Below are 13,351 nucleotides of genomic sequence, written 5' to 3'. Positions count from 1 at the left end.
TGATGTTCCACGAGCCGGGAGATCAGGCAAGCGCTGTTCCCCTCCCGTTCCTGCCATGCTACTTTCCGGCCCATGGCCAAACCCCAGAAGCGTTACGTGTGTCAGGCGTGCGGGTCGGTCGCGTCGCGGTGGCAGGGTCAGTGCGGCGATTGTTTGGAGTGGAACACGCTGGTCGAGGAGGCGGGCGCGGTGGTCACGCCGTTCCAGGCGAAGCACAACCTTCAGGGCGGCGGCCGGCTGGTCGGCATGCAGGCGCTCGACGCACCGGCGGCGCTGCCCGACCGGCGGGTGACCGGGATCGCCGAACTCGACCGGGCGCTGGGCGGCGGCTTCGTCGAAGGGTCGGCGACGCTGATCGGCGGCGATCCGGGGATCGGCAAGTCGACGCTGCTGCTCCAGGCGGCGGCGCGGATGGCGCTGGCGGGTCAGTCGGTCGCCTATATCTCGGGCGAGGAAGCGGCGGACCAGGTGCGGCTGCGCGCGCAGCGGCTGGGCCTCGGCCATGCGCCGGTGCAGCTCGCCGCCGCGACCAGCGTCCGCGACATCCTCACCACGCTGTCGTCCGGCCCGCCGCCCGCGCTGGTGGTGATCGATTCGATCCAGACCATGCACTCCGACCTGATCGAGGGCGCGCCCGGCACCGTCAGCCAGGTGCGGGCGTCGGCGCAGGAGCTGATCCGCTTCGCCAAGGAGCGCGGCTCGGCGATGGTGCTGGTCGGCCACGTCACCAAGGACGGCGCGATCGCCGGCCCGCGCGTGCTGGAACACATGGTCGACACCGTGCTCGCGTTCGAGGGCGAGCGCTCGCACCAGTATCGCATCCTGCGCGCCAACAAGAACCGCTTCGGCGGGACGGACGAGATCGGCGTTTTCGCGATGGAGGCGGGCGGCTTGGCGGAGGTCGCCAACCCGTCGGCGCTGTTCCTCACCCACCGCGACGCCAATGACCTTGGGGGCGTGACAGGGGCAACGGTGTTTCCCGCGCTGGAGGGGACACGCCCGGTGCTGGTCGAGATCCAGGCGCTGGTCGTCCGCCTCGCCAGCGGCGCGACGCCGCGACGGTCGGTGGTCGGTTGGGACGCGGGGCGGCTGGCGATGGTGCTGGCGGTGCTGGAGGCGCGGTGCGGGCTCAGCTTCTCCGCCTGCGAGGTCTATCTCAACGTCGCCGGCGGCTATCGCGTGCAGGACCCGGCCGCGGACCTCGCGGTCGCAGCGGCGCTGGTCTCGGCGCTGAGCGAGCGCCCGGTCCCCGCCGACGCCGTCGCGTTCGGCGAGATCGCGCTGTCGGGCGAGATCAGGCCTGTCGCCCATGCGCCGCTACGGCTCAAGGAGGCGGGCAAGCTCGGCTTCGAACGCGCGCTGCTCCCGGCCGGCGCCACCGGGGAGGGGATGCGCCTCTCGGGGTTCCGCACGCTGGCACAGTTCGTCGATCACCTGATGGGGCGGTGACCCACTACCGTCATGCTGAACTCGTTTCAGCATCCACGTACCACGTCCGCCACGAACGAAACGCCGGTGGGGCGAACACCCCGGCCCCAAGCCCCACGACCGCTCCACAGGACTAGCGTCCCCCCCGCACACTCCCTATTCGCACCGTCATGGGCCTTACCGCACTCGACATGCTCGTCCTGCTCGCGATCGCCGGGGCGGCGGCGCTCGGATTCGTGCGGGGATTCGTGACGGAGGTGCTGGCGCTGTTCGCCTGGGTGGCGACGGTCGCGGCGTTGAAGCTGTTCCACGCGCCGCTGACCGCGCTGCTAGTCGGCGTGATCGGCACCGCATCGGGCGCGGCGGTGCTGGCCTTCGCGGTGATCGTCGGTCTCACCTATCTCGGCGGGCGGATGGTCGCCAACGCGATCGGCAAGCGGACGCGGACGAGCGTGCTCGGCCCGGTCGACCGCGCGCTGGGCTTCGGCTTCGGCGCGCTGAAGGGTGTCATCCTCGCCAGCCTTGCCTTCATGGTCGTGGCGCTGGGGATCGACACCATGGGGGGCGGGCGGTCGCATCGGCCAGCCTGGATGACGACGTCGCGCACCTACACGCTGCTCGATTCGACCAGCGCGGGCATCGCCGACGTGCTCGACCGTCGTCGCCGTGGCGAGCCGATGTTCGGCAACGCGGCCGCGCCGAAGTGAGCGCGCCGCTCTACAATACCGACATCCTGCGCCTCGCCGCGAGCATCCCGCACCACCAGCGCCTCGCCGCGCCGCACGGCAGCGCCGAACGCCGCTCGCCGGTGTGCGGCAGCCGGGTGACGGTCGACGTCGCGCTGGACGAGGCGGGCTGCGTCGCGGAGGTCGGCCTGCTGGTCCGCGCCTGCGCGTTGGGACAGGCGTCGTCGGCGCTGCTCGGCGCGGCAGTGCTCGGCCGCACCCCGGCGGAACTCGCCGCGTCGCGCGACGCGCTCGCCGCATGGCTGAGCGGCGACGGCGACGCGCCCGAATGGCCCGGCGTCGCCGTCCTTACCCCCGCGCGCGACTACCCCGCGCGCCATGCCTCGATCCGCCTCGCGTTCGAGGCGGCGGCGGAGGCGGCCGAACAGGCGGCCGGGCAGGCGGGGCGCGCGCGTGACTGACCTGCTCCACCACCTCCACGAATCGCCGCTGGTCGAGGGCGCGGTGCTGCTCGGGTTCGGGCTGGCGTTCGTGCTGTTCTTCCGCCGGCTCGGGCTGGGTGCGACGCTGGGCTATCTCGTCGCGGGTGCGGTCGTCGGGCCGCAGGTGCTCGGCCTCGTCGGCGGCGCGCAGTCTAAGATCGGCGTCGCGGAGCTCGGCATCACGCTGCTGCTCTTCATCGTCGGGCTGGAGCTGAACCCGGCGCGGCTGTGGCGGATGAAGGCGGAGATCTTCGGCATCGGCCTGACCCAGGTCGTGCTGTGCGGCGCGGCGATCGCGGGCATCGTCGCGGCGACGGGGTTCAGCGCCGCCGCCGCGCTCGCGCTCGGGCTGCCGCTGGCGCTCAGTTCGACGGCGCAGGTGTTGCCGATGCTGCAATCGGCGGGGCGGCTCCGCACCCCGTTCGGCGAGCGCGCGTTTTCGGTGCTGCTGCTCCAGGACCTGTCGATCGTGCCGCTCATCACGATCGTCGCGGCGATGTCGCGCAATCCGGCCGACGCGAACGGCCCGCCGGGCTGGCTGCTCGGCCTCTACACGGTGGGCGCCATCGTCGGGCTGATCCTGGCGGGCCGGTTCCTGCTGCGGCCGCTGTTCCGGTTGATCGGGCATCTGGGCGAGCAGGAGATGTTCGTCTTCGCGGCGCTGTTCACCGTCGCGGCGTCGGCGGCGGTGATGGAGCTGCTGGGGCTGTCGACCGCGCTCGGCGCGTTCATCGCGGGCGTGATGCTCGCCGACACGCCCTACCGCCACGAGCTGGAGGCCGATGTCGAGCCGTTCCGCTCGATCCTGCTCGGCCTGTTCTTCCTGTCGGTGGGCATGCTGCTCGACCTCCATGCGATCGCCGAGCGGCCGTTGTTCGTGCTCGCGATGGCGGTCGCGCTGATCGCCACCAAGGCGGGGATCATCACCGCGATCGGCGTCGCGGTGAAGATGCCGTGGCGCGGCGCGCTGGCCCTCGGGCTGTTGCTCAGCCAGGGCGGCGAATTCGGCTTCGTCCTGTTCGCGCAGGCGCAGCGCGGGCTGCTGATCGACCCGGAGGCGGCCAGCCTGTTCGGCGCGATCATCACGCTGTCGATGGCGACCACGCCGTTCCTGATGACCGTCACCCGTCGCTTCCGCCGCGCCCCCGACGGCCCGGCGCAGACGCGCGAGGCGCCCAAGTCGGACGGCGCCAACGCGCTGATCGTCGGCTATGGCCGTTTCGGCCAGACGGTCGCGCAGATGCTGATCGCGCAGGGTATCCCCGTGACGCTGATCGATACCGATATCGAGATGATCGACGTCGCGGGCGAGTTCGGGGCCAAGGTCTATTACGGCGACGGCACCCGGCTGGACCTGTTGCGCCAGGCGGGGGCGGCGGAGGCGGAGCTGATCTGTTTCTGCATCGACGGCGACCAGCTCAGCCGCGAACTGATCGAGGGCGTGCACGAGGCGTTCCCGGCCGCGACCATCTTCGTCCGCGCCTATGATCGCCGCGCGGTCATCAAGCTTGCCGGCGCGCCGATGGAATATGCCGTGCGCGAGGTGATGGAGTCGGCGGTGATGATGGCGCGCCGCGCGCTCGACAGCGTGGGCGTGGACGGCCCCGACATCGATCGCGCCGAGGATCAGTTCCGCCGCAACGACCGCGAGCGCCTCCGCGCTCAGGTGGAGTCCGGCGACCTGCGCGCAGCACGGGAGGTCATCCTGACGCAGACGGCACGCGACGTAGGCTCGCGAGAGGAGGCACGGACGTGAACCTGTTGGGAATCTTCGCCGCACTGTCGGCCGCCGTCGCGGTGCTGGCGGGCGCATTCGGCGCACACGGCGCGGAAGCGCGCGCCGCCGAGCTGTTCCGCACCGGCGGCCAGTATCAGCTCCTCCACGCCGTCGCCGCGCTGGTCGCGCTGCAACTCGGCGCGCGCGGGCCGGCCTGGCTGTTCGTCGCCGGCGGCGCGCTGTTCGCGGGCTCGCTCTATGCGCTGGCGGAGGGCGGGCCGAAATGGCTCGGACCGGTGACGCCGGTCGGGGGGTTGCTGATGATCGGCGGCTGGCTGTGGCTCGCGTGGACGCTCTCCCGCTAGCCGGCGGCACCGACCCGCTGCACGCGATCGAGGCGGTGCTGCGCGACCTCGGCTACGTCAACGAAGCATGGCTTTCCGTCGATGGTCGGACGGTCGTCGTAACGATGAGTCGGCCCGACGGTCTGCCCATGCGCGTCGAGGTCGACACCGGGCTCGCGTCGTTCCCGCCCGACGTCCGCCGCACCGCGATCACCGCCGCCTGGGTCGAGGCGAGCCGGCGCGACGGACCGATCCGACCGCCGCATGCATGGCCATAGCTCACCGCTTCTTCCGGCACGCGTCCGAACAATAGACGACGCTCTCCCAATCGCGCGCCCATTTCTTGCGCCACGCGAACGGTCGCTCGCAGGCCGGACAGGTCTTGGTCGGCAGGTCGCGCTTGGCGACGCCGTTGGGCATCAGCGTTGCGTCGCCAGGAACGCGGCGACGTCGGCGAGGTCGACCGACCGGTCCAGATAGGTCCGCCCGATCCCGCGTGCGAGCAGGAAGGGCAGGGCACCGCCGCTCGCCTTTTTGTCGTGGCGCATGTGATCGACCAGCTCCGCCGCGCCCGCCCGCACGCCCGACGCGGCGAGCCCGTCCGGCAGCCCGACGCTGCGGCAATGCGCGCGCACGCTCTCCGCCTCATAGGCCGAGCACAGTCCCCGCGCGGCGGAGAAGTCGAACGCCAGGCAGCACCCCGCCGCCACCGCCTCGCCGTGCAGCAGCGATCCGTCGAACCCCGCCGCCGCCTCCAGCGCATGGCCGAACGTGTGCCCCAGGTTGAGCAGCGCGCGCGTGCCGTTGGTCTCGAACTCGTCCGCCGCGACGATCCGCGCCTTGTTCGCCACCGACCGCGCGATCGCCGCCGTGCGCGCGTCCGTGTCGCCGGCCAGCAGCCCCGCGCCGTTGCGCTCGCACCAGGTGAAGAGGTCGGGATCGTCGATCAGCCCGTATTTCACCACCTCGGCATAGCCCGCCGCCAGCTCGCGCGGGGGCAGCGTGTCGAGCACCGCGGGGTCGATCAGCACCAGCTCGGGCTGGTGGAACGCGCCGACCAGGTTCTTGCCCGCCGCCGTGTTGATCCCGGTCTTCCCCCCGACCGAGCTGTCGACCTGCGCCAGCAGCGTGGTCGGGATCTGGACGAAGCGCGCACCACGCTTCAACACGGCGGCGGCGAACCCGACCAGGTCGCCGACCACCCCGCCGCCCAGCGCCACCACGACGTCGCGCCGTTCGACACCCCAGTCGAGCAGTTGGTCGCACACGCGCTCCAGCGTCGTCCAGCTCTTGCTCGCCTCGCCCGCCCCGACCGTCGCCGCGCGCCAGACCACGCCGGCCGCGTCCAGGCTGGCGGTCAGCGTCGCGAGATGCGCCGCAACGCTCTCATCGGCCACGATCGCCAGCGGCCGGCCGTTCGCGAGCGGCGCCAGAGGCGATCCGGCGCGCCCGAGCAGCCCGGCCTCGATCAGCACGGGATAGCTGTGATTGCCCAGCGCGACATCGATGCGGGTCATGGATGGTCCTCTTTTCCACCCCCGCAGAGCGTTGGAGGAGATGCAACTGCCCTCATCGGCCGATCGCCTTGAGGATCGCCGCCACCGTCGTCTCGTGCGGCGACTTCTGGCTCGCGACATGGATCGGCGCCAACGCGTAGATCGGGTTGCGGACGGCGGCCAGCTCGCGCAGCACGTCGTGCGGATTGCGGTTGCGGAGCAGCGGCCGGGTGTCGCGGCGCTTCACCCGCTCGGCGAGCACGGCGGGGCTGGCGTCCAGCCACACCGCCGTTGCCTCCGCCAGGATTAGTTCGCGCGTCACCTCGTTGATGAACGCGCCGCCGCCGGTCGCGATCACCTTGGGTCGCCCGTCGATCAGCCGCGCCAGCACCCGGCGCTCGCCGTCGCGGAAATACGGTTCGCCGAAGCGTTCGAAGATCTCGGCGATCGTCATCCCCGCCGCCTCCTCGATCTCGTTGTCCGCATCGACGAAGCCCAGCCCCAGCCGCTGCGCCAGCCGGCGACCGACCGTCGACTTGCCGACGCCCATCAGCCCGACCAGCACGATCGGTCGTCCTTCCCAACCGGGCTGGAGCTGGCGGCTTTGCAACATGCATTGGGGGCTATAGAGCGTGGCCCATGCCCGCAAGGGTGCCCAGATCAGGCCCGCGTTCCCAGCGCGTGTGTCTTTGCAAGGTTGATGCATGTCCCGGCTCGTCGCGCTTATCGTCGTCATCCTCGTGCTGGTGGTCGGGCTGACCTTCGTCTTCGCCGGCCGCGCGACCGAGCGGCCCACCACGCATGTGGAGAAGGCGGTCGACCTTGCGAACCTCTCGTAAGGTCGCCTTGGCGCTGACGCTGGCGGGGGTTGCCGCCGGCGGTCTGGGGCCGGTGCTGGCGCAGGACCGGCCCGAATCGATCCTGCCGCCGGGTTTCGGCCAGCCGGCACCGGCGGCAACCGACCCCGCGCCCCGCGCGACCGCTCCCGCCACCGCCGCCGCGCCGGTCCGTCCGACCGTGCAGCCGCTGCCGCCGCTCGACGGGATCGAGCCGACGCCGACGCCCACCCCGACCGGCACGCCGACGCCGGTTCAGCTCGATCCGACCACGCGCGCTTACTACGAACTGCCACCCTCCGCCCGCCACGGCACCGCGATGCTCGGGCCGGTCAGCGACGGCGGCTTCGGCCCCGATGCGTTCGGGCGCGCCGACGGTGCGACGGTGGAGGGGCTGATGCGGCGGCTGTCCGCGCCGCTGCCGTCGCGCTGGCTGTCGATCGCGCTCCGCCGGCTGCTGCTGACGCAACTCGACACGCCGCAGGACCTGAACGGCGCCGATTTCGCCGCAGAGCGCGCCTGGCTGCTGCTGCGGATGGGTGAATCGACCGGTGCGCGGGCGGTGGTGCAAGGCGTCGACGACGGCGACTATACGCCCAAGCTCTATCAGGTCGCGCTGAACGCGATGCTCGCGACCGGCGATCCCGCCGGCATGTGTCCGCTCGCCGACGGCGGCGTGGCGGCGACGCACGAGCGCGGCTGGACGGTCGCGCAGGCGATCTGCGCCGGACTGCGCGGCGAACCGGGAACGGCGCAGGGACTGGTCAAGGACATCCGGCGGCGCGGTGTCGCCCGCGGAATCGACCTGCTGCTCGCGCAGAAGGTGGTCGGCGCGGGCGCGGACGGGCGCGAGTCGATCACGGTGGAGTGGGCGGGGGTCGACCGGCTCACCGCCTGGCGCTTCGGCCTCGCGACCGCGATGGGGGTCGCGATCCCCGCCGAGCTCGTCACCGGGGTCGGGCCGCAGGTCCGCTATTGGCAGGCGCTGTCGCCCGCGATCGCCGCGTCCGCGCGGGTCGGGGCGGCGGACGCGGCGGCGGGGCAGGGCGTGCTGTCCAGCGCCGCGCTGGTCGATCTCTATTCCAGCATGATCGACGACGACGATGCCGACGCCGGGGTCCGCACCGCGGCACAGGATCTCCAGGTCGCCTATACCGACCGCGACGCGACCAACCGAGTCGCCGCGCTCAAGCGGTTATGGGGCGCGACCGGCGCGGTGCCCTATGGGCGGCTGGTGCTCACCGCCCGCGCGGCGGCGCTGTTGCCGCCGCGTGCGGATCAGCCGGAGGTCGACCGGCTGATCGCCTCGATGCTCACCGCCGGGCTCGACCGCACCGCGATGCGCTGGCGGCGCGTGGTGCCGACGGACAGCGATGCCTGGGCGATGCTGGCGCTGGCCGATCCGGCGGGCGGAACGATCGCCTATGGCGACCTCGCGGGGTACGCCGGCAGCGGCGACGCGGCGCGCAAGCAGCGGCTGCTGTTCGCCGGGCTGGCGGGGCTGGGGCGTCTCTCGGCCGCCGATATCGAACGCGCCGCGCAGGCGCTTGATGTCAGGGTCGGTGCCGAGTCGGCCTGGAGCCGCGCGCTCGATCGCGCCGCCGCGAACGGTCAGCCGGGGACCGTGGTGCTGCTCGCCGCGATCGGCATGCAGACGAGCGACTGGCGCGGCGTGCCGCCGCCGGCGCTGTATCGCATCGTCGGCGCGCTGCGCGCCGTCGGCCTCGACGGCGAAGCCCGCATGATCGCCGCCGAGGCGATCGCCCGATCGTGAACCTGCCCGTCGTCACCCCGGCCTTGAGCCGGGGTCCCGCTTCTTTCGGCGGAGCGGGCGACAGGTGAACGACCCCGCGCTCATCGACCGCTTCCTCGAAATGCTCGGCGCAGAGGCCGGTGCCGCGCGCAACACGCTCGCCGCGTATCGCAGCGACCTCCGCCTCGCCTCGACCGCGCTCGACGGCCGCCTCGCCGACGCGAGCGCCCCCGACCTGCAACGCCTTGCCGACGGCTGGGGGCCGCTCTCCCGCGCCACCGTCGCGCGCAAGTCGGCCGCACTTCGCCGCTTCTTCGCCTTCCTCGCCGACGAGGGCCACCGCGCCGACGACCCCGGCGCCGCGCTGCCCCGCCCCGGTGCGGGCCGCTCGTTGCCCAAGACGCTGAGCCACGCCGATGTCGACCGGCTGTTCGCGACGCTCGCCGAACGCCTGGCCGCGACCCCGCCGGCACCGCTCGACCTCCGTCTCGCGGCGCTGATCGAGCTGCTCTACGGCTCGGGCCTGCGCGCCAGCGAGCTGGTGTCGATCCCTCGCAACGCCATCCACCCCGACCGGCCGTTCCTGATCCTGCGCGGCAAGGGCGGGCGCGAGCGGATGGTGCCGCTGTCCGACCGCGCCCGCGCCGCCGTCGCCGCCTGGCGCGCGCACGTCCCCGCCGAGCGGGCCTGGCTGTTCCCGTCGGGGGTCGGGAGCAAGGGCACGCACCTGACCCGGCTGCGCCTGTTCCAGCTCGTCAAGGCGCTCGCCGCCGCCGCCGGCATCCCCCCCGACCGGGTCTCGCCGCACGTCTTGCGCCACGCCTTTGCGACGCACCTGCTGGAGGGCGGCGCGGACCTGCGCGCGTTGCAGGCGATGCTCGGCCATGCCGACATCGCCACCACCGAGATCTACACGCATGTCGACGCCAGCCGGCTGGTCGAGCTGGTCAACACGCGCCACCCGTTGGTTGACCTCAACCCGGTGCGGTCCTAGCTCCCGCCCCCATGCCGAGTTTCCTCGATTTCGAAAAACCCATCGCCGAACTGCAGGGCCGCATCGACGAGCTGCGCGAGGGGTCGGGCGGGGTCGACATCGGCCCGGAGGTCAAGCGGCTCCAGGCCAAATCGGACAAGCTGCTCCGCGACACCTTCGCGCGGCTGACGCCGTGGCAGAAGACGCAGGTCGCGCGCCATCCGGAGCGCCCGCACTTCAAGGACTATGTCGCCGGGCTGTTTGACGAGTGGATGCCGCTCGCGGGCGATCGTTCGTTCGCCGACGACCAGGCGATACAGGGCGGCTTCGCCACCTTCCGCGGCCGCAAGATCATGGTGCTCGGCCACGAAAAAGGCGAGGACACCGCCACCCGCCTCAAACACAATTTCGGCATGGGCAAGCCGGAAGGCTATAGAAAAGCCATTCGTCTCATAGAGTTAGCTGACAGGTTCAGCTTGCCGTTAATAACTTTGGTCGACACGTCCGGCGCCTTCCCCGGCGTCCAGGCCGAGGAGCGCGGCCAGGCGGAAGCGATCGCCCGCTCTACGGAGGCTTGCCTCCGCGCCGGCGTGCCGATCGTTGCGGCGATCGTCGGCGAGGGCGGGTCGGGCGGCGCGGTGGCGCTGGCGGCGGGCAATCGCGTGATGATGATGGAGCACGCGGTCTATTCGGTGATCTCGCCGGAGGGCTGCGCTTCGATCCTGTGGCGCACCGCCGATAAGGCGCCGGAGGCGGCGGAGGCGATGAAGATCACCGCGCAGGACCTGAAATCGTTCGGCGTCATCGACACGATCGTGCCGGAGCCGCTGGGCGGCGCACATCGCGACCGCGCCGCCACCGTCGCGGAGCTCGGCCGCGCGCTGGGTGGGGCGCTGGACGGTCTGCTCGGGCTCGGCCGCGACGAGCTGCGCCGTCAGCGCCGGGAGAAGTTCCTGGCGATGGGGCGCATCTAGGCCGTCACGTCGTCTTCATGTTCGATGCGACGTTGTTGAACGTGTTCTTCAGGTTCGTGCCCAGCCCCTTCATCGCGGCGATCGCGGCGACCGCGATCAGCGCCGCGATCAGGCCATATTCGATGGCCGTGGCGGCCTTGTTGTTCCGTAGGAACGAGTGCAGCAGGGTAAACATGATTTTCTCCGCGAAAACAGAGCACTACCGTGCCTGAACCGACAGCATTCCTGTCACGAAATCGTTAGCGGAAGCTTACCAACGAAAAAGGCGGCGGAGCCGAAGCCCCGCCGCCCTTCGAAAGCATAACGCCTTACGCGACGACTTCAGGTCGTCTTCATGTTCGAAGCCACGTTGTTGAACGTGTTCTTCAGGTTCGTGCCCAGGCCCTGCATGGCGGCGATCGCCGCCACGGCGATGAGGGCGGCGATCAGGCCGTACTCGATCGCGGTCGCGCCCTTGTTGTTCTTGATGAACTTGCGAATGGTCTGCATGGTTGGATCTCCGTTTACACCAAGGCTTCAGTTACCCGGCTGAACCGGGTAACCGGACCAGCACCGTTTCAATTAGTCAGAGAGAATTGAGAAAAGCTTAAAGTCCGAAGCGGTCGTTTCGGCTTGGGAACTTTTTTCTATCGAGCGTTGACGATCGTGCTGCTGACGTTCGACCACATCAGGATCGTCTGCGATCCGACGGCGCGAAATCCCCCGACCATCGCCAGGAAGATCATCGCCACGATCAGGCCGTACTCGACCGCCGTCGCGGCCTTCGAGTCCGTCATCAGGCGCTTGAGAAGGGAGCACAGGTGCCGCATCGCCCGATTGCTAGTCGAAGAGGGGTTAACGAATGACTGACGCGGGCCTGCTGACGGTGGTCGCGGCGGCATTGATCGCGCGCGGCGGCCGGGTGCTGGTGCAGCAGCGCCCGCTCGGCAAGTCGCTGGCGGGGCTGTGGGAGTTTCCCGGCGGCAAGGTGGAGCGGGGCGAGGCGCCCGCGGCGGCGCTGGTGCGCGAACTGGAAGAGGAATTGGGGATCGCGGTCGATCCGGCCGACTGCCACCCGCTGACCTTCGCCAGCGAAGCACTCGCCGACCGCCATCTGTTGCTGCTGCTCTATCGCGTCGACCGCTGGCGGGGCGAGCCGCGCGCGCTGGAAGCACCGGCGTTGCGGTGGGCGACGGCCACGGAACTCGCCGATTTGCCGATGCCGCCTGCCGACCGGCCGCTGATCGCGGCGCTCGGGAACTGAACGGCTGGAGGCCCGACCGGGAATCGAACCCGGGTGCAAGGATTTGCAGTCCTCTGCGTCACCACTCCGCCATCGGGCCTCGATGCAGTGGAAGGCGCGCAAATGCTCGACTTTTTGCGGCCGGTCAACGCGTTCGCCGGAAAAGTTCGCAGTCGTTTTGGGAAAGTTCGCACTGGCCCTGATTCGTTCTCGGGTTCCGAAGGCGCCCAACCCGGCGCTGAAACGTCAGCTGCGGTGCGCGGGGTGGGGCGGTCGTGAGGGTGCTCGTTGCCTGCGAGTGCACCGGCGCTGTCCGCGACGCCTTCCTCACCGCGGGTGTCGACGCTTGGTCCTGCGACCTGAAGCCGACCGAGACGCCCGGTCCGCATATCCAGGGCGACGCGCTGAAGGTGCTGCGCTGGGGCTGGGACCTGATGGTCTGCCATCCCGAGTGCCGCTACCTGTCCAGCTCGGGTCTCCACTGGAACACACGGCCGGGCGGCGAGGGTAGGGCGCTCAAGACCGAGGCGGCTGTCGCGTTCGCACTAGCGCTCTGGCGCGCGCCGATCCCGTTCATCGCGCTGGAGAACCCGGTTGGCCGGCTGGGCACGGCAATCGGCCCGGCGTCGCAGAGCATCCAGCCCTACGAGTTCGGCGAGGACGCCAGCAAACGCACCTGCCTCTGGCTCAAGGGGCTGCCGCGGCTGGCGGTTGATCCCGCGCGACGTCTTGCCGGTCGCACCGTCACCGATCCGCGGAGCGGCAAGTCTGTCGAGCGCTGGTCCAATCAGACCGACAGTGGACAGAACCGGCTCGGGCCGTCCGAGACCAGGTCCGCCGATCGGGCGGCGACCTATCCGGCGATCGCGGCGGCGATGGCTCGGCAATGGACTGCCGCGGTGTCCAGCCAGCTGGCGCTCGCAGCATGACCCCGTCCCGTACAGCGGGTGAGGGGGCTGGCTCAAATCGTCCTGAGCCCGCACTCAACCCATCAGCGGAAGATCAGCCAGAGCACCAGGATCACCGGGATCGGGATACCGATCAGCCACAGCAGAATACCCTTGCCCATGATCATTCCTCCGACGGTTGCGGGGGTGAAACCCTGTTGGGAGAGGAGCGGTTCCGAGGTTTGGCGAGGGCAACCCGCGCCTCAGCCCCGCGCGAGGATCACGATCTTCACCGGATCGTCGTCCCCATGCTGAGCCCGAGCTTCAGCCGTGTACCGCTCCAGGTGCTCCTGAACGTAGGCGATCGCCTCAGTCCGCGAGACCGCATGCCCGGCGTCGCTCGAGACATACGGGTCCGGGATGAAGACGTAGCGATCCCGGCCGCCCCAATGCGCGCTGAACCGGATTTCGCCGTCGACGGCATCGACTGTCTTCATGGTCTCGTGATCGCAGGGTGGATGAGCGGCAACAATGATGTGGATCATCGGGGCTT

The 13,351-nt window shown here is 70.7% G+C and carries 19 protein-coding genes and 1 tRNA gene; 12 read left to right on the top strand and 8 right to left on the bottom strand.

Annotated elements, in window-relative coordinates:
• Positions 1–72 precede the first annotated feature (72 nt).
• The 6 genes from radA (at position 73) to ACOFKS_RS06465 (ending at position 4,935) form a co-directional block, all read left to right on the top strand.
• Positions 73–1,449 carry a DNA repair protein RadA gene (radA, locus tag ACOFKS_RS06490; protein ID WP_419808425.1) on the top strand — a complete coding sequence of 459 codons (1,377 nt, stop codon included), beginning with the start codon at positions 73–75 and terminating at the stop codon, positions 1,447–1,449.
• Positions 1,450–1,598: 149 nt separating this feature from the next.
• Positions 1,599–2,135 carry a CvpA family protein gene (locus ACOFKS_RS06485; RefSeq protein ID WP_419808424.1) on the top strand — a complete coding sequence of 179 codons (537 nt, stop codon included), beginning with the start codon at positions 1,599–1,601 and terminating at the stop codon, positions 2,133–2,135.
• Positions 2,132–2,575, top strand: coding sequence for an iron-sulfur cluster assembly scaffold protein (locus ACOFKS_RS06480; RefSeq protein WP_419808423.1), 444 nt, complete (start codon positions 2,132–2,134; stop codon positions 2,573–2,575). Before ACOFKS_RS06485 ends, ACOFKS_RS06480 begins: the two co-directional genes overlap by 4 nt.
• Complete coding sequence (locus ACOFKS_RS06475; protein WP_419808422.1) at positions 2,568–4,352, top strand: cation:proton antiporter; 1,785 nt, start codon at positions 2,568–2,570, stop codon at positions 4,350–4,352. The genes ACOFKS_RS06480 and ACOFKS_RS06475 overlap by 8 nt, the downstream gene beginning before the upstream one ends.
• A complete protein-coding gene (locus tag ACOFKS_RS06470; RefSeq protein WP_419808421.1) occupies positions 4,349–4,678 on the top strand; it encodes a DUF423 domain-containing protein in 330 nt (109 codons plus the stop codon). The genes ACOFKS_RS06475 and ACOFKS_RS06470 overlap by 4 nt, the downstream gene beginning before the upstream one ends.
• Positions 4,660–4,935, top strand: coding sequence for a hypothetical protein (locus ACOFKS_RS06465; RefSeq protein ID WP_419808420.1), 276 nt, complete (start codon positions 4,660–4,662; stop codon positions 4,933–4,935). Before ACOFKS_RS06470 ends, ACOFKS_RS06465 begins: the two co-directional genes overlap by 19 nt.
• 1 nt (position 4,936) lies before the next feature.
• On the opposite strand, the gene ACOFKS_RS06460 is transcribed toward ACOFKS_RS06465, so the two are convergent.
• Genes ACOFKS_RS06460 through ACOFKS_RS06450 form a run of 3 tightly spaced genes read right to left on the bottom strand, consistent with a single transcriptional unit; the run spans position 4,937 to position 6,766 of the window.
• Positions 4,937–5,077 carry a DUF2256 domain-containing protein gene (locus tag ACOFKS_RS06460; RefSeq protein ID WP_419808419.1) on the bottom strand — a complete coding sequence of 47 codons (141 nt, stop codon included), beginning with the start codon at positions 5,075–5,077 and terminating at the stop codon, positions 4,937–4,939.
• On the bottom strand, positions 5,077–6,174 hold the full coding sequence (aroB, locus tag ACOFKS_RS06455; protein ID WP_419808418.1) for a 3-dehydroquinate synthase: 1,098 nt from the start codon (positions 6,172–6,174) through the stop codon (positions 5,077–5,079). The genes ACOFKS_RS06460 and aroB overlap by 1 nt, the downstream gene beginning before the upstream one ends.
• Positions 6,175–6,226: 52 nt before the next feature.
• Entirely contained in the window at positions 6,227–6,766 is a 540-nt protein-coding gene (locus ACOFKS_RS06450; protein ID WP_419808417.1) for a shikimate kinase, read from the bottom strand.
• 91 nt (positions 6,767–6,857) lie between these two features.
• Between ACOFKS_RS06450 and ACOFKS_RS06445 the strand changes: the two genes are divergently transcribed.
• The 4 genes from ACOFKS_RS06445 to ACOFKS_RS06430 all read left to right on the top strand — a co-directional run bounded on the left by ACOFKS_RS06445 (position 6,858) and on the right by ACOFKS_RS06430 (position 10,689).
• The gene (locus ACOFKS_RS06445; protein WP_419808416.1) at positions 6,858–6,992 is read left to right on the top strand and encodes a hypothetical protein; all 135 of its coding nucleotides are present in this window, start codon (positions 6,858–6,860) and stop codon (positions 6,990–6,992) included.
• Entirely contained in the window at positions 6,976–8,763 is a 1,788-nt protein-coding gene (locus ACOFKS_RS06440; RefSeq protein WP_419808415.1) for a hypothetical protein, read from the top strand. The genes ACOFKS_RS06445 and ACOFKS_RS06440 overlap by 17 nt, the downstream gene beginning before the upstream one ends.
• A gap of 100 nt (positions 8,764–8,863) precedes the next feature.
• Positions 8,864–9,736 (top strand): tyrosine-type recombinase/integrase, encoded by an 873-nt coding sequence (locus tag ACOFKS_RS06435; protein WP_419808718.1) that lies wholly within the window; start codon positions 8,864–8,866, stop codon positions 9,734–9,736.
• 11 nt (positions 9,737–9,747) lie between these two features.
• Positions 9,748–10,689, top strand: a complete 942-nt coding sequence (locus tag ACOFKS_RS06430) for an acetyl-CoA carboxylase carboxyltransferase subunit alpha (RefSeq protein ID WP_419808414.1) — start codon at positions 9,748–9,750, stop codon at positions 10,687–10,689.
• 4 nt (positions 10,690–10,693) lie between these two features.
• Here the strand turns inward: ACOFKS_RS06430 and ACOFKS_RS06425 are convergent, their stop codons facing one another.
• The 3 genes from ACOFKS_RS06425 to ACOFKS_RS06415 all read right to left on the bottom strand — a co-directional run bounded on the left by ACOFKS_RS06425 (position 10,694) and on the right by ACOFKS_RS06415 (position 11,465).
• Positions 10,694–10,864 carry a Flp family type IVb pilin gene (locus ACOFKS_RS06425; RefSeq protein WP_419808413.1) on the bottom strand — a complete coding sequence of 57 codons (171 nt, stop codon included), beginning with the start codon at positions 10,862–10,864 and terminating at the stop codon, positions 10,694–10,696.
• 146 nt (positions 10,865–11,010) lie between these two features.
• Entirely contained in the window at positions 11,011–11,178 is a 168-nt protein-coding gene (locus ACOFKS_RS06420) for a Flp family type IVb pilin (protein WP_419808412.1), read from the bottom strand.
• A 137-nt stretch (positions 11,179–11,315) separates the two neighbouring features.
• A complete protein-coding gene (locus ACOFKS_RS06415) occupies positions 11,316–11,465 on the bottom strand; it encodes a Flp family type IVb pilin (RefSeq protein WP_419808411.1) in 150 nt (49 codons plus the stop codon).
• 65 nt (positions 11,466–11,530) lie between these two features.
• Between ACOFKS_RS06415 and ACOFKS_RS06410 the strand changes: the two genes are divergently transcribed.
• On the top strand, positions 11,531–11,932 hold the full coding sequence (locus ACOFKS_RS06410; RefSeq protein WP_419808410.1) for a (deoxy)nucleoside triphosphate pyrophosphohydrolase: 402 nt from the start codon (positions 11,531–11,533) through the stop codon (positions 11,930–11,932).
• A gap of 5 nt (positions 11,933–11,937) precedes the next feature.
• Here the strand turns inward: ACOFKS_RS06410 and ACOFKS_RS06405 are convergent.
• A tRNA-Cys gene (locus ACOFKS_RS06405) sits at positions 11,938–12,011 on the bottom strand.
• Positions 12,012–12,186: 175 nt separating this feature from the next.
• Here ACOFKS_RS06405 and ACOFKS_RS06400 point away from each other — a divergent pair.
• Positions 12,187–12,840: a hypothetical protein gene (locus ACOFKS_RS06400; RefSeq protein WP_419808409.1), complete on the top strand. Its 654-nt coding sequence runs from the start codon at positions 12,187–12,189 to the stop codon at positions 12,838–12,840.
• A gap of 221 nt (positions 12,841–13,061) precedes the next feature.
• On the opposite strand, the gene ACOFKS_RS06395 is transcribed toward ACOFKS_RS06400, so the two are convergent.
• Complete coding sequence (locus ACOFKS_RS06395) at positions 13,062–13,343, bottom strand: hypothetical protein (protein ID WP_419808408.1); 282 nt, start codon at positions 13,341–13,343, stop codon at positions 13,062–13,064.
• Positions 13,344–13,351 lie beyond the last annotated feature (8 nt).

This window comes from Sphingomonas sp., from assembly GCF_965200135.1.
Lineage (GTDB): Bacteria > Pseudomonadota > Alphaproteobacteria > Sphingomonadales > Sphingomonadaceae > Sphingomonas.
The sequence above is the reverse complement of the archived record's forward strand: the minus strand, read 5'-3'. Positions and strand labels throughout refer to the sequence as shown.